This window comes from Citromicrobium bathyomarinum (genome assembly GCF_038594485.1).
Taxonomy (GTDB): Bacteria; Pseudomonadota; Alphaproteobacteria; order Sphingomonadales; family Sphingomonadaceae; genus Alteriqipengyuania; species Alteriqipengyuania bathyomarina_A.
In genome coordinates this window covers 301,215-318,647 of the sequence record NZ_JBCFZG010000008.1, presented here as the reverse complement: position 1 = coordinate 318,647, position 17,433 = coordinate 301,215, and the positions used below count along the sequence as shown (strand labels likewise).

General features: G+C 63.3%; 19 protein-coding genes and 1 pseudogene. 11 read left to right on the top strand and 9 right to left on the bottom strand.

Annotation, left to right across the window (positions count from 1 at the left end; all coding sequences use genetic code 11):
* Positions 1–15 precede the first annotated feature (15 nt).
* Together AAG591_RS14420 and AAG591_RS14415 are read right to left on the bottom strand one after the other, a co-directional pair.
* Positions 16–417 carry a hypothetical protein gene (locus tag AAG591_RS14420; RefSeq protein WP_342532130.1) on the bottom strand — a complete coding sequence of 134 codons (402 nt, stop codon included), beginning with the start codon at positions 415–417 and terminating at the stop codon, positions 16–18.
* A 151-nt stretch (positions 418–568) separates the two neighbouring features.
* Positions 569–829: a zinc-finger domain-containing protein gene (locus AAG591_RS14415; RefSeq protein ID WP_342532129.1), complete on the bottom strand. Its 261-nt coding sequence runs from the start codon at positions 827–829 to the stop codon at positions 569–571.
* A 96-nt stretch (positions 830–925) separates the two neighbouring features.
* Here AAG591_RS14415 and AAG591_RS14410 point away from each other — a divergent pair, with 96 nt between their 5' ends.
* Positions 926–1,864 carry an ABC transporter ATP-binding protein gene (locus AAG591_RS14410; RefSeq protein WP_342532128.1) on the top strand — a complete coding sequence of 313 codons (939 nt, stop codon included), beginning with the start codon at positions 926–928 and terminating at the stop codon, positions 1,862–1,864.
* 69 nt (positions 1,865–1,933) lie between these two features.
* The gene (locus tag AAG591_RS14405) at positions 1,934–3,877 is read left to right on the top strand and encodes a GGDEF domain-containing protein (RefSeq protein WP_342532127.1); all 1,944 of its coding nucleotides are present in this window, start codon (positions 1,934–1,936) and stop codon (positions 3,875–3,877) included.
* Positions 3,878–3,917: 40 nt separating this feature from the next.
* Here the strand turns inward: AAG591_RS14405 and AAG591_RS14400 are convergent, their stop codons facing one another.
* Positions 3,918–4,931 (bottom strand): hypothetical protein, encoded by a 1,014-nt coding sequence (locus tag AAG591_RS14400; protein WP_342532126.1) that lies wholly within the window; start codon positions 4,929–4,931, stop codon positions 3,918–3,920.
* Positions 4,932–5,008: 77 nt separating this feature from the next.
* Here AAG591_RS14400 and nadB point away from each other — a divergent pair, with 77 nt between their 5' ends.
* Both nadB and AAG591_RS14390 read left to right on the top strand, forming a co-directional pair.
* The gene (gene nadB / locus AAG591_RS14395; protein WP_342532125.1) at positions 5,009–6,595 is read left to right on the top strand and encodes an L-aspartate oxidase; all 1,587 of its coding nucleotides are present in this window, start codon (positions 5,009–5,011) and stop codon (positions 6,593–6,595) included.
* 101 nt (positions 6,596–6,696) lie between these two features.
* Positions 6,697–6,978 (top strand): hypothetical protein, encoded by a 282-nt coding sequence (locus AAG591_RS14390; RefSeq protein ID WP_342532124.1) that lies wholly within the window; start codon positions 6,697–6,699, stop codon positions 6,976–6,978.
* A gap of 50 nt (positions 6,979–7,028) precedes the next feature.
* Here the strand turns inward: AAG591_RS14390 and AAG591_RS14385 are convergent, their stop codons facing one another.
* A complete protein-coding gene (locus tag AAG591_RS14385) occupies positions 7,029–7,250 on the bottom strand; it encodes a hypothetical protein (protein ID WP_342532122.1) in 222 nt (73 codons plus the stop codon).
* 249 nt (positions 7,251–7,499) lie between these two features.
* Between AAG591_RS14385 and AAG591_RS14380 the strand changes: the two genes are divergently transcribed.
* Both AAG591_RS14380 and AAG591_RS14375 read left to right on the top strand, forming a co-directional pair.
* Positions 7,500–9,554 (top strand): ribonucleoside-diphosphate reductase subunit alpha, encoded by a 2,055-nt coding sequence (locus tag AAG591_RS14380; RefSeq protein WP_342532121.1) that lies wholly within the window; start codon positions 7,500–7,502, stop codon positions 9,552–9,554.
* A gap of 146 nt (positions 9,555–9,700) precedes the next feature.
* The gene (locus tag AAG591_RS14375) at positions 9,701–10,489 is read left to right on the top strand and encodes a hypothetical protein (protein ID WP_342532120.1); all 789 of its coding nucleotides are present in this window, start codon (positions 9,701–9,703) and stop codon (positions 10,487–10,489) included.
* A gap of 124 nt (positions 10,490–10,613) precedes the next feature.
* Here the strand turns inward: AAG591_RS14375 and AAG591_RS14370 are convergent, their stop codons facing one another.
* Positions 10,614–11,501 (bottom strand): SDR family oxidoreductase, encoded by an 888-nt coding sequence (locus AAG591_RS14370; RefSeq protein ID WP_342532118.1) that lies wholly within the window; start codon positions 11,499–11,501, stop codon positions 10,614–10,616.
* 91 nt (positions 11,502–11,592) lie between these two features.
* On the opposite strand from AAG591_RS14370, the gene AAG591_RS14365 reads away from it, so the two are divergent.
* A complete protein-coding gene (locus AAG591_RS14365; RefSeq protein WP_342532117.1) occupies positions 11,593–12,147 on the top strand; it encodes a TetR family transcriptional regulator in 555 nt (184 codons plus the stop codon).
* 117 nt (positions 12,148–12,264) lie between these two features.
* Here AAG591_RS14365 and AAG591_RS14360 read toward each other — a convergent pair whose 3' ends face one another.
* Positions 12,265–12,507: a DUF2171 domain-containing protein gene (locus AAG591_RS14360; RefSeq protein ID WP_342532116.1), complete on the bottom strand. Its 243-nt coding sequence runs from the start codon at positions 12,505–12,507 to the stop codon at positions 12,265–12,267.
* A 157-nt stretch (positions 12,508–12,664) separates the two neighbouring features.
* On the opposite strand from AAG591_RS14360, the gene AAG591_RS14355 reads away from it, so the two are divergent.
* The 3 genes from AAG591_RS14355 to AAG591_RS14345 all read left to right on the top strand — a co-directional run bounded on the left by AAG591_RS14355 (position 12,665) and on the right by AAG591_RS14345 (position 15,247).
* Positions 12,665–13,240 (top strand): hypothetical protein, encoded by a 576-nt coding sequence (locus tag AAG591_RS14355; RefSeq protein ID WP_342532115.1) that lies wholly within the window; start codon positions 12,665–12,667, stop codon positions 13,238–13,240.
* A gap of 156 nt (positions 13,241–13,396) precedes the next feature.
* Positions 13,397–14,461 carry a ribonucleotide-diphosphate reductase subunit beta gene (locus AAG591_RS14350; RefSeq protein WP_342532114.1) on the top strand — a complete coding sequence of 355 codons (1,065 nt, stop codon included), beginning with the start codon at positions 13,397–13,399 and terminating at the stop codon, positions 14,459–14,461.
* A gap of 3 nt (positions 14,462–14,464) precedes the next feature.
* Positions 14,465–15,247: a hypothetical protein gene (locus AAG591_RS14345; protein ID WP_342532113.1), complete on the top strand. Its 783-nt coding sequence runs from the start codon at positions 14,465–14,467 to the stop codon at positions 15,245–15,247.
* Positions 15,248–15,314: 67 nt separating this feature from the next.
* On the opposite strand, the pseudogene AAG591_RS15205 reads toward AAG591_RS14345, so the two are convergent.
* Positions 15,315–15,377 (bottom strand): annotated as a pseudogene (locus AAG591_RS15205) (hypothetical protein); the annotation flags it as partial.
* 95 nt (positions 15,378–15,472) lie between these two features.
* On the opposite strand from AAG591_RS15205, the gene AAG591_RS14340 reads away from it, so the two are divergent.
* On the top strand, positions 15,473–16,264 hold the full coding sequence (locus tag AAG591_RS14340) for a hypothetical protein (RefSeq protein ID WP_342532112.1): 792 nt from the start codon (positions 15,473–15,475) through the stop codon (positions 16,262–16,264).
* A 15-nt stretch (positions 16,265–16,279) separates the two neighbouring features.
* Here AAG591_RS14340 and AAG591_RS14335 read toward each other — a convergent pair whose 3' ends face one another.
* Both AAG591_RS14335 and AAG591_RS14330 read right to left on the bottom strand, forming a co-directional pair.
* Positions 16,280–16,879, bottom strand: coding sequence for a thermonuclease family protein (locus tag AAG591_RS14335; protein ID WP_342532111.1), 600 nt, complete (start codon positions 16,877–16,879; stop codon positions 16,280–16,282).
* Positions 16,880–16,964: 85 nt separating this feature from the next.
* A complete protein-coding gene (locus tag AAG591_RS14330; protein WP_342532110.1) occupies positions 16,965–17,420 on the bottom strand; it encodes a DUF4870 family protein in 456 nt (151 codons plus the stop codon).
* Positions 17,421–17,433: the final 13 nt, after the last annotated feature.

Here is a 17,433-nt window from a genome sequence, read left to right as displayed (position 1 = left end):
CCTGTGTCGACGCTATCAGTCGGACGCGCGCTTGTAGGGGATGAAGTCGGTCAGGAAGATCGGATAGCCCAGCGAATCGCTGGCGTAGGAGCGACGCATCTCGACCCGCGACGTGCGGCAGAACGAGGGTGTCGCGTCCTTGATCACCAGCATGTCGTTGCTGTCGAGCGCTTCGGGGTGGGCGGTGTAGTTGATGTAGATCGTGCGCCCCGCGTCATATACCAGCGCGGTCTTGTCGATCATGTAGATACGCGCATTCACATGACTGGGCACGCAATTGGTCGGCTCGCCTGCGACCCGGCCTTCTAGCAGCTTGGCAAGCTGTTCCTCGCCCGTGAGTCGCTCGGCGCTGGCAGGGGCGGTCACCGTAAGGGCTGCGAGGCCGAGTGTGGCGAGTGTGGCGAGTTTGAACGTCATGGGGTCGATCCTTCGTCCGCATTGGAGCCTTGCGAGGTGGAGCGAAGCCCGCATGGCATCGCTCGCAGGCATGTTTTATGCGGACGAGTAGATCACAAATCAGGTGAATGATCGCTGACTTTCGCGCGCGCGGCGCGGCGATCGCACCGGCTTACGGGTGCCCCGGATCGGCGCCTTCGCTGATGTCGCGCAGCGCGGCCTGGTCCACACCGTCCGCTGGCCCGCCTTCGAGCACGAAGCGCCGGTCGCAATAGCCGCAATCGACGTAGCCGTGCTCGTCGATTTCGAGATAGATCTTCGGGTGGCCCAGCGCGGCAGGACGGTAATTCTCGCCGCTGCGGATGTCGGTGGCGCCATCGCACCACACGCGGCGGGCGGTGACCTTGGAGATTTCTGGCGGCGGAATCGACATGGCAGCGCGCATATCCTCGTGGCCCGTTGGCGGCAAGTCCCGATAAGACTGCCAAAGCTGTGGCCAAGCACGCAGGCGCGCATTAGGGCGGATCGCATGACGACCCGCCCCGCGATCTCGATCCAGAACCTGACCAAACGCTACGCCCCCGCCAAAGGGGAAAGCGAGGGCAAGCTGGCGCTGAAAGGCGTCAGCTTCGATGTCCCGCAGGGCGGCATTTTCGGCCTGCTTGGCCCCAATGGCGCGGGCAAGTCGACGCTGATCAATATCCTCGCAGGACTGGTCACGCGGACCAGCGGGAGCGCGGAAATCTGGGGCTTCGACACCGCGAAGAACCCGCGCAACGCCAAGCGCGCGATCGGCATCGTGCCGCAGGAAATCGTGTTCGACCCGTTCTTCACCCCGTTCGAAGTGCTCGAGAACCAGGGCGGGTTCTACGGCATCCCCGCGTCGCAGCGGCGCAGCGAGGAGCTGCTGAAAGCGGTCCACCTGTGGGACAAGCGCGATGCCTATGCCCGGACCTTGTCCGGCGGCATGAAGCGCCGCCTGCTGATCGCCAAGGCGATGGTCCATTCGCCGCCGATCCTGGTGCTCGACGAACCGACCGCGGGCGTCGATGTCGAACTGCGCCGCCAGCTGTGGGAGCTGGTGACCGACCTGAACCGCCAGGGCGTCACCGTGGTGCTGACCACGCACTACCTCGAAGAGGCCGAGCAATTGTGCGACCGGATCGCGATCATCAACCATGGCGAGCTGATCGCGGACAAGCCGACCCGCGAACTGGTCGGCATGGCGCGCGAGAAGATCATCCGGCTGGAGGTCGACAAGGATCTGGCGGGCCCGCCGATGGACGAGGCGTTTACCCGCGCCGAAGTGACCTCCCCGCGCACGCTCGAGATCGCCTATGATCGCGACAGGATGACTGCGGGCCAGGTGCTGACCATCGTGCAGGGCCACGGCTACGCGATCGAGGATGTCTCGACGCTGGAGCCCGATCTGGAAGACGTTTTCGTGCAGCTGACAGGCGCGGGCTAGGCCTAAAGCCCAGGGTATCGTCACCTTATCGATAACCATTGGTCAACGCATCGTCGTTAATGCGACGTTGTGACGAAAATCGTGCACTTTCTCAGGATTTTGGCGCAGCTGCCCGCAGCCGCCGCGATTCTTGCCGCCCTGCTTTGTGCGCTGGTCGCAGGGCCGGCATCGGCACGGTGTGTTGGCAGTACCGATCCCGTCATCATGCGCGCGGAGCTGGAGACCGGGCGGGACCCCGATCGCGCGGTCGATCTGATCGCGCGACAGATATCCGCCACCGACCCCGCCAACAAACGCCGCCTGGCCGAACTCTACCTCGCCAAGTGGGTTGCGCTGACGATGAGCGGACAACCCACGGCACCAGCTCTCGAGAAAGCGCGGGGCGCGGCGAGCGGATTTCCATCCGGCGATCCTGCGAACCTGATGGTGCGGCTGGCCGATCTCCACAAGCTGGACAACGGCCCCGCAAAGCGCAGCGCGCTTTCCTCGATCGTGCGCGACTATCGGGCTCTTCCCGACGGAAGCAAGGCGAAGGCCTGCCGCGGGGTCGACCTGTCGTTTCACTACGCGCTACTCGAAGATCATCGCAACGCCTTCATCTATGCGACGCAGGCCTATCGCAACAGCCCGGCAAACGAGCGGTCGCTGGCGCACGCGAATGCCGCATCGATGCTCGCCTACCTCGTCTCGTCCGGGCACGATTTCCCTTATGCGAGACAGCTGCACTCCGAAGCGCTCGACACCTATCTGAAGACGGGGATGAGCGACCTTGCCTCGAACGAGCTCGTCCTGCGCGGCTATACCGAGCTGGACGACGGGGATACTCGCGCCGCGATGGCCGACTTCAAGGCCGCAGCGGATCAGGCGCGCACCTACGGAAACGACTATGCGGTCGACTATGCGCTGCTGGGCGTCTGCCAGACAGCCTACGAAGGCGGCAAGATCGTCGACGCGGGTGCGGAGTGCGAGCGGGTGTACGCGTCGCTCGCCAGGGACGGAGAGCGAATGGAGCTGCCCGCAACGGCGCTGATGGCAGACCTGCTTGTCGAAAGGGGCGACCCGGCACGGGCCGTCGCCCTGCTCGATCCGCAAATTGCCAAGGGCAAGGGCGAAGCGTCGCACCAGGACTGGATACTCGCGCTGCAGACGCGCGCGAAAGCCCTGTCGATGCTCGGCCGCAACGCGGAAGCCTATGCCGACATGCGCCGTGCAAGCATCGTGCAGACGGAACAGCGCGAGGAAGAGCGGCAAAGCGGGGTCAATGCATTGCAGGCACGGTTCCAGACCGAGGAACTGCAAAACCGGCTGGTGAATGAGGAACGCGCGAGCAATGCGCGATTGCGGCTGGCGATCGCGGTGATCGTGGGGGCTGCGACCACTCTCGCGCTGCTGGGCACGCTGATCTTCTTCCTGCTGCGGCACCGCCGCCGCTTCCGCCGCCTGGCGATGACCGATCCGCTGACCGGACTCGGCAACCGGCGCGCGACGCTGGAGAAAATGGACCACGCGCTGCGTAACGTCGGGGCGAGCCAGCCGCGTGCTTCGTTCGTGCTGCTCGATATCGATCACTTCAAATGGTGGAACGATAGTTTCGGGCACGATGCAGGCGACAGAATTCTCAACGATTTTGCCCGCGTGGTGGAGCGCAGTGTGCGCCCGACCGACATCGTCGGGCGCTGGGGTGGGGAGGAGTTTCTCGTCGTGCTGCCGGCGACCGGGCTGGAGGAAGCCAGGCAGATCATCGAGCGCGTGCGTACCGAAGCGGCCCAAGAAGTGTTCGATTTCGCGCCCGGTTACCGGCTTCGCTTCAGTGCGGGCATTGCCATGCCAAGCGAGACCGGCGGCCTGACCGACGCATGCATCAGGCTGGCCGATCGGCGGCTCTACGCCGCGAAGGCCAGGGGCAGGAACCGGACCTGTATCGAGGGGGAAGAGATGCCCGACGATAAGGCTGCGCAGGCCCGTACGGAACCGGTGGCCGCCGCACATTCGAGCCCTGCCAAAGCTGCGTGACCCCCGTATAGAGCTCAGCCAAGGATACGTGACGCGCGGCTCAGCCCCAGGCGCGGATCTTCCAGTAGGGATTGCCGAAATCGATGGTCAGCAGCCACTCCCCGGCGGTGCTCCACAGTTCGACATGGCTTAGCGACACCCCGGCCAGCGGCTGATGCTCGATGTCGCGATACCCCATCGCCACCAGCGAGTGGAACGCGGGTACGAGCGCGACACGCGGCATCAGGACGTAGGGTGAGCCGGTCCGGTTGTGCGGCACGCCGTACATGCCCACCGTGGCGACCAGTGTCGCGTCGGGTTCGCAGCGCGCCTCCACGAAATCGCCCACCAGCGCCTGCAAGGCGTCGATATCGCCCGGATCGACGATTGTCTTCAGGCTCTCTTTCTCAAGCCCCGGCCTGTCATTGTAGACATGGCGCGGCCGCCGGGGACGGCGAGGGTCGTCGTCGCGGACAAGCTCGTGCGTGATCCCCAGTTCGGCGAGCGTTTCGGGGAGGGGGAAGGCATAAAGCTGCGCCAGCGCGGCGAGCCGGGCGTCTTCTTCGGGCGACACTTCCGGCGGCAGGGCGAGCCGCGCGATGTTGTCGCGGTTCATCTCGATCAGCCAGTTCTCCGGATAGCCGGTGATCCAGATCGTCCATCCGAAATCGAGCAGCACGTCGAGATTGGCGATCGCATCGCTCGCCCTGAGCGCCACGTTCGTTTCGAAGCCGCTGTCGTAGCTGAAGCGTATCTGGGTATCGGGATCGGTCGCCCGTGCGATCATCCGGCCGATCACATCGATACGCAACTGCGCGGTCTGCGTGCCCTTGGGATCGACCTCGTCATTCAGCCAGCAGTGATCGATGTCCGCCGGTTCGGGGCTGTCGGGCCACCACACGCCATTGCCCGCGACGCGGATATAAGGCGGGGTCCAAATCCCGTCGAAACGTGGCTCGTGCGGAACGCCGCGTTCTACGAGCCGCGGGATGATGGTCCCTTCCACGCGTTGCGGCGGGGCCTCGCGCAGTGCAGCGCGGCGTTCCTCGAGCTGCTTTCGCCGTTCCGGGTCCATGGCCGCTTGCACAACGCAAAGGGCCGGCGATCAAGCAAAATCTTGCAGCAGGGCATCGCGCCCGCCATGACGCTGGCATGACCGAAACCCACGACGTCCTCATCATCGGGTCGGGTGCCGCCGGGCTGACCGCGGCACTGGCCCTTGCCGAAGAGAAGAAGGTGCTTGTCCTCGCCAAGGGCTCGCTCACCGGCGGCAGTACCGCGTGGGCGCAGGGCGGGATCGCCGCCGTGCTCGACGCGGGCGACACGTTCGAGGATCATATCCGCGATACGATGGTGGCGGGCGCGGGGCTGAACGATCGCGATACGGTCGAATTCGTGATCGAGCGGGCACCGCACGCGATCGACCGGCTGATCGAGCTGGGCGTGCCGTTCAACAAGGAAAGCGGCGCGCTCCACCTCACGCGCGAGGGCGGGCACTCGCATCGCAGAATCGTCCATGTGAACGACGCGACCGGCTGGGCGGTGCAGTCCGCGCTGCTGAAAGCGGCGGAGGAAAACCCCAACATCACCCTGCTGCCGGGGCGCACCTGCATCGACCTGATCACCGGGCGGCACGAGCTGCGCTATTCGGGTGCAGGGCAGGTGTGGGGTGCCTATGCGCTGAACGAGGAGACGGGCGAGGTCGAGGCGCATGTCGCGCGTGCGACCGTGCTGGCGGCGGGCGGCGCGGGTCGCTGCTACCTGTTCAGCACGGCGCCGCGCGGCGCGACGGGCGACGGAATCGCGATGGCGTGGCGCGGCGGTGCGCGCGTCGCCAACATGGAAATGATGCAGTTCCACCCGACCTGCCTCTACAACCTCGAGGTCAAGAACTTCCTCATTACCGAGGCCGTGCGCGGCGAGGGCGGGCGACTGTTCAACCCGCGGACGGGCGAGCGCTTCATGGAGCAATACGATCCGGAGCGGATGGAGCTGGCCCCGCGCGACGTGGTGGCGCGCGCGAACGACGACCAGATCAAGCGCTTCGGGCTCGACTATGTGCATCTCGATATCAGCCACAAGCCGCCCGAGTTCGTGCGCGAGCATTTCCCCACGATCCATGAAAAGCTGCTGGGCCTCGGCATCGACATGACGAAGGAGCCGATCCCGGTGGTGCCCGCGCAGCACTATACCTGCGGCGGGGTGCTGGTGGACCTCTACGCGCGGACCGACCTGCCCGGCCTGTGGGCGGCGGGCGAGTGCATCGAAAGCGGGCTGCACGGGGCGAACCGGCTTGCGTCGAACAGCCTGCTCGAATGCTTCGTGTTCGGCGAGGCGGCGGCGCGCGACATCCTGTCGATGTGGGACGAACTCGACGCCCCGCCCGAAATCCGTCCGTGGGACGCCAGTCGGGTGACCGATTCGGATGAAGAGGTGGTCATCAAGCAGAACTGGACCGAGATCCGCCGCTTCATGTGGAACTATGTCGGCATCGTGCGCACGACCAAGCGGCTCGAACGTGCGGCGAACCGCATCCGCCTGCTGCAATCGGAGATCGACGATTACTACGGCAGCTTCCGCGTGACGACCGACCTGATCGAGTTGCGCAATCTGGTCCAGGCGGCGGAGCTGATCGTGCGCTGTGCGCTCGAACGCAAGGAAAGCCGGGGGCTGCACTTCACGCTCGACCACCCGCAGACCGATCCGATCGCCCGCGATACGGTGTTGCTACCGCGTTGAATTTCATAACAATTGCTAATTATGGCCAAATCGCGGCGTTCACCCATTGATGGGGGGAGCCGCCCTTGCCGGGGTGGATGCAACAAAAAGGACGAACTCTCATGAAGAAGATCGCAATTTTCGCCGCCCTGCCTGCCGCCGCGCTCGCGCTGAGCGCCTGCGGCCAGGACGACGCCGTCGAAGAGCAGGGCGACATGCTCGAACAGAAGGCCGACGCGGTGGAAGACTATGGTGACGAACAGGCCGCTGCGCTCGAAGAGCAGGCCGACGAAGCTCCGACCGACGCGCAGGAAGACGCGCTGAACGCCCGCGCAGAGAAGATCGACGATATCGGCGATGAAAAGGCCGACGCGTTGAACGAACGTGCCGACGAAATGGAATAATTTTTCCGAATCGGAATTTTCGGTCCGCCCGGAATCCTGAGGGCCCTCGCCTAGGTGCGAGGGCCCTTTTGCATGTATTGCCATCGCCCGGTCACCATCATTGCGCCCGCCGGTTTGCAGGCCATCTTTTTTTTGCACAGTTTGATGGCTGCCGATCGATGCGTGCGAATCGGCGTGCCTGTTGGTTTTGCCGTCTCGTCCAGACTCTTCGCGAAACCATTTCGCCTCTTTTTGATCCGCTCGACCTTGCGCGTACGGGCCCACTGATTCATTGTCGCAATCCTTCGCAATGCGGATGAGGACCGGAAAACCACCCGGCCATTCGAGATGCAGGGGCCAACAGGGGCTGCCTTTCGCGGCAGGATTTCCCTACGCGGACTTTGCGTGGCGGATCGGGATTCTCCGTCGGAAACCGCGCGAAGGTGAATGATTTTGGCGGGCGCGGCCCGTCGCGGCGGGCGAGCACGCACATGGGGCGGGGGAAGGTCGCTTCATCGGGCACTACATTTAGGGGCGAGACCATGGAATTCAGCACAGGCGAAACCGATATCTCGACGGCAGGTGAAGACATGACGCGGCCCGCCACCAAGACGAAGCGCAAGAGCGCGCGCGCCAAGAAGACCCCGGCCAAGGCCCAGACGAAAGCAGTTACGATGGACAAGGACGATCGCGGATCGGAAGAGCTGGTGGCGGGCGCCGCTGCCGACGCCATGGCCAAGGCGGTCGCGGCCAGCGTTGCCGACACGTCCGACAGCAAGAAGGTCAATCCGCGCCGGTTCAAGGTCGTCACCGACGAATCGCGCGATGCGAACCTGACTGAATTCGGCAAGGAAACGCTCGAGGATCGCTACCTGCTGCCGGGCGAGAATTATCAGGACCTGTTCGCCCGCGTTGCCGATGCCTACGCCGACGATCAGGATCACGCGCAGCGGCTGTACGACTATATCTCGAACCTGTGGTTCATGCCCGCGACCCCGGTGCTGTCGAACGGCGGCACGCATCGCGGCCTGCCGATCTCGTGCTACCTCAACTCGGTCGAAGACAGCCTCAACGGTATCGTCGACACGTGGAACGAAAACGTGTGGCTCGCCTCGAAGGGTGGCGGCATCGGCACCTACTGGGGCAATGTGCGCGGGATCGGCGAACCGGTCGGCCTCAACGGCAAGACCAGCGGGATCATTCCCTTCGTGCGCGTGATGGACAGCCTGACGCTGGCGATCTCGCAGGGCTCTCTGCGCCGCGGTTCGGCCGCCTGCTACATCGACATCAATCACCCGGAGATCGAGGAATTCCTCGAAATCCGTAAGCCCAGCGGCGACTTCAACCGCAAGGCGCTGAACCTGCACCACGGCGTTCTCGTCACCGACGAGTTCATGGAAAAGGTTCGTGCGGGCGAGGAATTCGACCTGGTATCGCCGCGTGACGGTTCGGTACGCAAGACGGTCGACGCGCGCAGCCTCTTCCAGAAGCTGGTCGAAACCCGGCTGGCAACGGGTGAGCCCTATATCGTCTTCTCCGACACGGTGAATTCGATGATGCCCAAGCATCACCGCGATCTGGGCCTCAAGGTTTCGACCTCGAACCTGTGCTCGGAAATCACCCTCCCCACGGGCCGCGACCACCTGGGCAACGATCGCACGGCGGTGTGCTGCCTCAGCTCGCTCAATCTCGAAAAGTGGGATGAGTGGAACACCGACAAGCGCTTCATCGAAGACGTCATGCGCTTCCTCGACAACGTGCTGCAGGACTATATCGACCGCGCCCCGCCCGAAATGGCCCGCGCCAAGTATTCCGCCAGCCGCGAACGCTCGGTCGGCATGGGCGTAATGGGCTTCCACTCGTTCCTGCAGAGCAAGAACCTGCCGCTCGAAGGGCCGATGGCGAAGGCGTGGAACATCAAGATGTTCCAGCACATCAGCACCGCCGCCAACGAAGCCTCGATGATGCTCGCGCACGAACGCGGGCCCTGCCCCGATGCCGAGGAAATGGGCGCGATGGAGCGGTTCAGCTGCAAGATGGCGATCGCACCGACTGCCTCGATCAGCATCATCTGCGGCGGCACGTCGGCCTGCATCGAGCCGATCCCGGCGAACATCTACACGCACAAGACCCTGTCGGGCAGCTTCATCGTGAAGAACCCGTACCTGCAGGAACTGCTCGCCAAGAAGAGCAAGGATTCGACCAATGTGTGGAATTCGATCCTCGAACGCGGCGGCAGCGTGCAGCATCTCGACTTCCTGACGCCCGAGGAAAAGGCGATCTACAAGACCAGCTTCGAAATCGACCAGCGCTGGCTGCTCGAATTCGCGGCAGATCGCTCGCCGATGATCGACCAGGCGCAGAGCCTCAACCTCTTCATCCCCGCCGATGTCGACAAGTGGGACCTGATGATGCTGCACTTCCACGCGTGGGAGAAGCGGATCAAGTCGCTGTATTACCTGCGTTCGAAGAGCGTGCAGCGCGCAGGCTTCGCGGGCGGTGTGGAGGCGGACAACACCTCCGAAGCTGCGAAGTACGAACTCGCGGCGGGCTCGGGCGAGCAGACCGACTACGAGGAATGCCTCGCCTGCCAGTAAGAGGCACGCCCCGCCAGTGCGGCGGGTAGCAAGAAAATTCGGCTTGGCGGGTATCCTGCCTGCATTGCAGGCCCGGATATCCGCCATTCTTGCATGACCGGACTGAGCCGGTAGGATGCTCCCAGACGCACAGGAAGGGGGGCGCCTTGAAGTTTTCTCACACCATATTCGCGCATGCTGCAGGGCTTGCATTGGGTTTGCTGGCGGCAGGAGCGGTTCCGGGCTCCGCGCAGGAACCCGACTATGAATTTGCCGACGTGCTGGCGCCGTATTACGACGCGGCGCCGCAGGAGGACATCCTCGACCTCAAGCTGGGCATGACGGTGCGCGAGGCGAACCTTGCACTGCTCGACAAGGGTTTCCGCCTCAAGGGCACGAGCCTGGGGCGGACCGCGCGCGGCGCGGGCAACATGCGCTATCTCGAAGCGGAGCGGGAGCACGAGGGCACGCGCCCCACTTACGAGCGGATTACGATCTATTTCGACTTCAGCGAGAACCCCCGCGCGCTCGCCATCTACCGGAACAGTTCATACCGGCGCGACCATTATCCCAACTACTCGACTGTCATGACCGCCTTGCTGGACAAGTATGGCGATGCGCCCGTTTACGAGACGCGCAACAACGAGATGATGGGTGCGTGGTATCCCAAGAAGCTGCCGCGCAAGTGCGGGCCGATGCGCAACAATTTCCGCTATTTCCGCGCTCCGCAAGACATCGAGCAGCACGAAGGCTGCTATTGGGGCCTCGCGGTCAAGGTCGGCTTTCAGCCGAGCGTGGCGGGTCGCCCGGTCGAATATACCCGCAGCTTCCTGGTCGACACGCGCATCATGGACGCGAATTACAAGGAGACGTTCCGCCTCGCCCGCGAACAGGCCGAGCAGCGCGAACGCCAGCGGCAGGACAAGCAGCGCGCCAACCCCGCCAGCGAGTTCTGATCGCGACCAGCTGAATGGCGCTTGGCAATTGCCCGGCCGGTCGGACCACCGGCCGGGCCTGTTGCTTTCGGTTTTCCAAAATCAAGCAAGTGCCGGTTCGGCACGCCACGCGTACGCTGCATCGCTAGGCTGCGTAATCGGGCCGCTCGATATCTTCCACGATACCGGCCTGCTCCGGCGTCCAGCCAAGCGTGCGCCGCGTCCACTCGCTTGAGGCCGGGCCGTTGTTGGCGACCCAGATTGCCAGCGGACCGAAGTGCTCTTGCGCCTCCTCCGGAGTGAGCGATCTCGCCGGCAGGCCAAGCTGCCGGCCAATCGCCTCCGCGATCTCGCGATATGGCACGGCCTCCTCGGCGACCGCATGATAGGCCTCCCCACGCGCACCGCGTTCGAGCGCGAGGCGATAGACGCGCGCAGCATCCAGCCGGTGAACCGCCGGCCACAGATTGTCGCCGTCGCCCACATAGGCGGACACGCCTTTCTCCCGAGCCACGGCGGCCAGCATGGGGACGAAGCCATGCGTTTCCCCCCTGCCGTGGACCGAGCGCGGATTGCGGACGACATTGGCGTGGATGCCGCGTTCGGCCAGAGCGAACGCGGTTTGCTGCGAGGCACGGGGAAACTCGGGCATGATCTCGGGCCGGTCGGTTTCTTTCGCTTTCTCGCCCGTCAAATGCAGGAAGCCGTCGGTAACGATGATCGGGCGGGTCGAGCCCGCAAACACGTCTCCAAAGGTCTCGATCGCCCTTCGGTCTAGTGCGGCAAGCTCGCCGATGCGCGAGATATCGAGCCCGAATGCGGTGTGGATGATGCCGTCGGCATTCTCTGCGCCCCGGCGAAGGGCATCGAGATCGTCGAGTGACCCGACCAGCGCAGTTCCGCCCGCCGACGCGAGAGCCGCACCCTTCTGTGCGGATCGTACCAGACCGACGACGGTGTGACCCGTCTCGATGAGTTCGCGCGCGATAGCGGAGCCGATCCAGCCATTTGCACCCGTCAGGAATACACGCATTGCAACCTCCTTGCTGCCCGACACCGACCGTGACTATAGTTGTGTCAGTGACTGACATAGGTGTGATGTCAGTGACTGACAATGGGGTAGCATGACTAATTCTGGATCGACCGTCCGAGATCGCCTGCAACAGGCAGCGGTCGAGCTGTTCCTGAAAAACGGCTTCGACGACACCACGGCAGCGCAGATCGCCGACCGCGCCGGAGTGACCGAGCGGACGTTCTTCCGTCATTTCAGGGACAAGCGGGAAGTGTTGTTCGACGGGCAGGCGGTGCTGGCGGACGCACTGACGAAGTCGATTGCCGATGCTCCGCCGGGCACCGAACCGCTCGACCTGTTGTTTCGCGCATTCGGCTCGGTCACTCAGCTGATCGAGGCCAACCGCCCCTTCTCGAAACCCCGGCAAGACGTAATTTCGGCGACCCCGGCACTCCAGGAACGCGAGCTGTCGAAACTGGCCGCGCTGACCGACATACTGGCCGCGGCCTTGCGCGAGCGGGGTGTTCCCGCCGCCCAGGCGACGATGGCAGCCCATGTCGGCATGGCTGCCTTTGCCGATGCCACACTTTCCTGGCTCGAGAACGAGGAGCCCGGCCTGGCGGACCGTCTCGATCAGGCCGAGAAGGCTTTGCGGAGCCTTTTCTAGGCGAGCCGCCACCTGAACAGGGGGGCTGAAGCGCACGCGAAAAACCCCGGCACGCGCGATCGCGGGCCGGGGTCGCTCATTGCCCAGCCTGTGAGGGCTGGCGCGGGGGAAGTCCGATTATGCTGGCATCGTCGCCTTGTTGCCGAGGCCGACGGGCAGCGGGGTGCCGTCCTTCAGCACGACGCGATTGTCGTCGAGCTTCTCGACCGCGTCGAGCGCGATGAAGTGGTGTTGGTCGTCCATCGCATCGGACTTGGTCAGCTTGATACGGTCGTCCTTCACTTCGTCGACCGTGCCGACGTGCTCGCCGGTGGCGTCGGTGACTTCCATATGTTCCTTGATGCGAATCTTCTCGAACATAAAATGCTCCAATCTTGTCTTTATTTTCAAGGGCCTGCTTGGGCCCGCCTTACATGAAAACAATGCTGCAAGCGGGGGATTCGTTCCGGCCTGCGCCTAAAGGCGGTATTCGCCGCCCGGCTTGTCGGCCTTGCGGTGATGGGGCATCTTCCGAGCCATGGGGGAGGACGTAGCTCTGCATATCGGCGCAGCGGACTTGGGGTGGAGCGACCTTTGGGTGTTCGCGATTTCCGCCGCCATCGGCGCAGGTATTGGGCTTGTCGTGTGGGGCCGCTGGCACCTGCGCGACTGGCGCATCCGGCGTGCGATCGGGCGGGGCGATCATGATCAGGCCGATCTGCTCGCGCTCGACCATGACGATGGAGCGCGTCCCCGCCCACTTCGCCACATCCTGAAGGGTTTGGCACTCATACTGATCGGCACCCCGGCACTGATGGTCTTCCAGATCAACTTTGCCGACGAGCTAGAGCATCTGCTGGGGCAGGGATGGGGCGTCGCCGCCACGATGCTCACCATCGGTTTTTTGATGGCCTGCTGGTGGATATGGGAGAAAGTGAAGCGCAACGCGATGTCGCCCGACGAACTCGCCGCGCTGGAGGAAGACGAGGAGCACCGGCGCTGGCTCCGATCGATCGATGGCGATTCGATGCCGGGGCTTTTCGCGGCGCTCGCATACGGAGCCGCGATCCTGGCGGGCCTCTATTTCCTCTTTGCTGCGATAACGCCCGGCTAGCTGCGGCCCCCGCCCAAAGGCGGTAGCGCCGCGCACCGCTTATCCCCGATCCATTCGCCCCGCTTGCTATCGAATCACGGCTGTGATTCCTTATGTTGTCGGACCCGACAGAATCGCAACCACCGCAGAAGGCCCACGCGCCCCGGAGAATTACCAATGTCGCTGCTCGAAGCCCGCAAGACCTACAAGCCGTTCGAATATCCGTGGGCGTACGACTTCTGGAAGCGACAGCAGCAGGTCCACTGGCTGCCCGAAGAGGTTCCGCTGGGCGAGGATTGCCGCGACTGGGCGCAGAAGCTTTCGGAGCACGAGCGTAACCTGCTCACCCAGATCTTCCGCTTCTTCACGCAGGCCGATGTCGAGGTGCAGGATTGCTACCACGACAAGTACGGCCGCGTGTTCAAGCCGACCGAGATCAAGATGATGCTGACCGCGTTCAGCAACATGGAAACGGTCCACATCGCCGCCTACAGCCACCTGCTCGACACGATCGGCATGCCCGAGAGCGAGTATGGCGCCTTCCTCGAATACGAGGAGATGAAGGACAAGCACGACTACCTGCAGATCTTCGGCGTCGACACGGACGAGGATATCGCCCGCACGCTCGCGGCGTTCGGCGGCTTCACCGAAGGCATGCAGCTGTTCGCCAGCTTCGCGATGCTGATGAACTTCCCGCGCTACAACAAGATGAAGGGCATGGGCCAGATCGTCAGCTGGTCGGTCCGCGACGAAAGCCTCCACTGCGAAGGCATCGTGCGGCTGTTCCACGAATTCGTGCGCGAGCGGGATTGCTACACCAAGTCGGTGAAGGAAGACATCATCGACATCGCGCAGAAATCCGTGCGACTGGAAGACAACTTCATCGATCTCGCGTTCGAGATGGGTCCGGTCAGCGGCATGACCGCGAAGGAAATCAAGAAGTACATCCGCTACATCGCGGACTGGCGGCTGGGCCAGCTGGGCCTGCAGCCGATCTACATGATCGACGAGCACCCGCTACCCTGGCTCGCCCCGCTGCTGAACGGCGTGGAGCACGCCAACTTCTTCGAACAGCGCGCCACCGAATATTCCAAGGGCGCCACCAAGGGCGACTGGAACACGGTGTGGAGCACCTTCGACAAGCGCACGAAGGCCAAGGCCGCGAATGAGGTGGATGGCACCGAAGACGATGGGCCGGGGCTGTTCGGCGATGATGCTGGGGGCGTGCAAGCGGCGGAGTGATTCTTGCCCATCTACGAGCCCCAGATTGCTCTATCGGAAGTCGACCGAGAGCTTCTTGAACTATTAGGCCAGTTGCTTCTTTCCCAACATTGTTTGGGACATAATATGCCTGCGGTGAATGTGCCCCTGTCTTTGGCGGAAGCTAATCGCCTGCTCTATTTGCTTGAGTCCTTTGTTGAATCTCGTTACTTCCGTGAGGCGGCTTATTTTATCGAGGGGATGGCAAACGGAGATGCGTGGTCAAACGATAATTTAAGAGAAATCTATTTATCCTGGAGGAAGTACAAAGGCCGCTCTCGTGCGATGTCTTCACGGCATTGGAACGAATTCGTCGTGCGTGCTGGTTTCAATTCGAGCGAAAATTCCGCGATTTATGCTGGCGGCTTTCGACAAGCTCCGGTGCGTCCCATGCCTTTAGAGCACTTTGTAAAAATGGAGGCTAAACTTGCCGGGTCGGCGAATATCCACCCTCGTGTCACTCAATTGATATTGGAATTGGTAACAGAAGCTTCGCCGAAAATAACAGCGCTAAGAAAATCTAAAGGCGGTTTAAAAAAAGACTCCGTGTGGACCGGGGTGCGAAATCTTGCAGACAAGATTTCCGAGGTGGCCCGGGGATTGGAAAGACATCCAGTATCAAAGTTTGAGCTAGTTGCTATAACAACCACCGTCCTTGATGCGTCGGCTATGTACACGACACGTGATTGGACAGCGACAGGTGTGTTATCTAACCTAGCAGCAGTATCTCTCCAGTCGCTCGATTTCAGGGCCTGGCCAAATTCTTGAGGCACCCCAGGCCAACCTCTCAGCCCGCCCGGAGCACTCCACCACTCACCGCCAGTAATCCCGCCTCTCAGCGCCGTCGTAGCGGCCCGAGCGCAGGCAGCAGAGCTTGAAATCTCTTCCCCGAACCGCACGGGCACGGATCGTTCCGCCCGAGCTTTTCGGAGGTACTTGCGTATCCACCCCCGCTGCTTAACCTGCCGGCCCAGCAGTCAGGAAGGGCCGCAAATGTTCGTCAGAACCGCAATCACCGCCATCGCTATCTTCGCCGGTATTTCCGCTCACTCGGCAGCGCAGGCGTGCAGCGTCGTTGCTGATTATCGCGTGCCGACGAATCTCGAACTTGCAGCCGATGCCCAACTCATCCTCCTCGGCAAAGTGACTGGTGGCGAGCAAGATGACTCACCCATGGATTCATGGATCACGATTGAACCGATCGAGGCCATCAAGGGGGCATTGCCACCGGGGCCGATCGCGATTTCGGGCAAGTACGTGGTCGAGGAAACGAATGATCGCGGCTTCTACGTCTTCAGCGATCCTAACGAGCTGCAAGAGGCCCATCCTCTGAGCTATATCGGAGGGTGTATCCGCTACATGTTCCCTGCCAACACGACCGCGCTCTTCTTCCTCGAACGGCGCGAAGGCGAGTGGCGCTCTGCTGGCGGTCCCTTTTCGCGTTGGGCGGAGGATGTGCTGACCGAGGATGCGCCGTGGCTGCGGCTGACGCGGTTCTACGCCAAGGTTGCAGCAGCGCCCCCCGATGCGCGTCTCGCCATGCTCGAAGCGGAACGCGGGATCCTGCTGACACAAGAGGATCGCGTATCGCACCTGATGGCGGAAGATATCGCGCGTCAGCTCGAGGGGCCCAACGAGCCTTGGAACATCATAATGGAGCGTGCGATTGCAAGCGATGAATGGGGCCGGATCGAGGCTGAGGATCGGGTCGCAAGCGAGAGACGCGCCGCTGAGGCGGAAGACATGGCCGAGGAACTTATGACTGAGGAAATTGACGACGAATAATCTTCCTCGCAATCCTCAACACCACCCCCGCCCGCGACCGCCCCAGCGCGTGGCCAGCCCTTCCGCCTCCAGCACTGCCACCGCGCTTGTCCCGCTGCGGGCGAGGATGCGCAGTTTGCGGCCGTAGGTGTCTTCGTCGCGGCCGTCGGGGTTGGGGTGGACTTCGAAGGCTCCGGCGTTGAGCCACTGCGTCAGCCGCTCAGTCGCGCGGAGGCCCAGCGCGCGCTCGGCCGGGCAATCGGGGCTGTAGATCTCCGGCGCGTCTACGTCCGCGATGCGGATCTTTACATCATTGAGCCAGATCGTGTCGCCGTCGACCACGCAGGTGTGCCGCTCTCCCCCGATGCATGGGCCGAAACTGGACTGCACCACCTGGGGCCGGGCGGCGGCCTGCGGCACCTCTGCCGACGCGCGCACCTCGGGTGCCCCGTCGACCAGCAACACTGCGGTGAACACCGCCACCGGGGCCACCAGCAGCACCATGCCGAGCCCGCGCGCAGCATCGCGCCACGACGAACTCTCCGCCTGACGCGAAGGCGCGACGGGTCGTTCGCGCCCACCCGCGCGTGAAGCGGACCGGGGGGAAGGCCGGCGGAAGGAGGCAAGATCGCCCATTCCCACCCCATAGGGCCCGATCCCTCAAAGGAGATTGAACAGCGATGCTTAACGCAGGCTCACCGCGCGCAGAGCCCCAAGCCTTTCAAAACAGACATGTTTTCGGGTTCGGCATCGCCTGCTGGCTGGCCGCATTGGCGAGCGAGCGGATCGTCCGCACGCAGTACCACACGAACAGCGCGAACCAGATCGCCAGCCCGCCGAACACGACCACGATCATCGCGGAATGGTCCGCGTCGATCACGACATCTTCCGGGCCGACCGGATGGGCCGCGGACAGCGCGATCGCGCTGCCGATCATCGCCGCCGCCATCACGATCGCGACCCAGAACCCGATCCAGAAGGTTCGGATCAGGTAGGTGAAGTGGGTTTCTTCCCACGCGGTCGTGCCTTCCTCCCCGCGCCAGACATAGGCGAGGATCAGGCCGACCAATATAGTGAACCCGGTGAACAGGGTGGCGAGGTAAAGTATGGCGACGATGACCGGGCGGTAGAGCGTCACACCCGTCTGCTGCCCTGTATCGCGCTTATCTTCGCTCATCGTCGCTGCCCCT

What these genes read in the sequence shown, in the direction of transcription:
- AAG591_RS14420 (WP_342532130.1), bottom strand. Translation starts at nt 417, where the DNA reads ATGACGTTCAAACTCGCCACACTCGCCACACTCGGCCTCGCAGCCCTT.
- AAG591_RS14415 (WP_342532129.1), bottom strand. Translation starts at nt 829, where the DNA reads ATGTCGATTCCGCCGCCAGAAATCTCCAAGGTCACCGCCCGCCGCGTG.
- AAG591_RS14410 (WP_342532128.1), top strand. Translation starts at nt 926, where the DNA reads ATGACGACCCGCCCCGCGATCTCGATCCAGAACCTGACCAAACGCTAC.
- AAG591_RS14400 (WP_342532126.1), bottom strand. Translation starts at nt 4,931, where the DNA reads ATGGACCCGGAACGGCGAAAGCAGCTCGAGGAACGCCGCGCTGCACTG.
- nadB (WP_342532125.1), top strand. Translation starts at nt 5,009, where the DNA reads ATGACCGAAACCCACGACGTCCTCATCATCGGGTCGGGTGCCGCCGGG.
- AAG591_RS14390 (WP_342532124.1), top strand. Translation starts at nt 6,697, where the DNA reads ATGAAGAAGATCGCAATTTTCGCCGCCCTGCCTGCCGCCGCGCTCGCG.
- AAG591_RS14385 (WP_342532122.1), bottom strand. Translation starts at nt 7,250, where the DNA reads ATGAATCAGTGGGCCCGTACGCGCAAGGTCGAGCGGATCAAAAAGAGG.
- AAG591_RS14380 (WP_342532121.1), top strand. Translation starts at nt 7,500, where the DNA reads ATGGAATTCAGCACAGGCGAAACCGATATCTCGACGGCAGGTGAAGAC.
- AAG591_RS14370 (WP_342532118.1), bottom strand. Translation starts at nt 11,501, where the DNA reads ATGCGTGTATTCCTGACGGGTGCAAATGGCTGGATCGGCTCCGCTATC.
- AAG591_RS14365 (WP_342532117.1), top strand. Translation starts at nt 11,593, where the DNA reads ATGACTAATTCTGGATCGACCGTCCGAGATCGCCTGCAACAGGCAGCG.
- AAG591_RS14360 (WP_342532116.1), bottom strand. Translation starts at nt 12,507, where the DNA reads ATGTTCGAGAAGATTCGCATCAAGGAACATATGGAAGTCACCGACGCC.
- AAG591_RS14355 (WP_342532115.1), top strand. Translation starts at nt 12,665, where the DNA reads ATGGGGGAGGACGTAGCTCTGCATATCGGCGCAGCGGACTTGGGGTGG.
- AAG591_RS14350 (WP_342532114.1), top strand. Translation starts at nt 13,397, where the DNA reads ATGTCGCTGCTCGAAGCCCGCAAGACCTACAAGCCGTTCGAATATCCG.
- AAG591_RS14340 (WP_342532112.1), top strand. Translation starts at nt 15,473, where the DNA reads ATGTTCGTCAGAACCGCAATCACCGCCATCGCTATCTTCGCCGGTATT.
- AAG591_RS14335 (WP_342532111.1), bottom strand. Translation starts at nt 16,879, where the DNA reads ATGGGCGATCTTGCCTCCTTCCGCCGGCCTTCCCCCCGGTCCGCTTCA.
- AAG591_RS14330 (WP_342532110.1), bottom strand. Translation starts at nt 17,420, where the DNA reads ATGAGCGAAGATAAGCGCGATACAGGGCAGCAGACGGGTGTGACGCTC.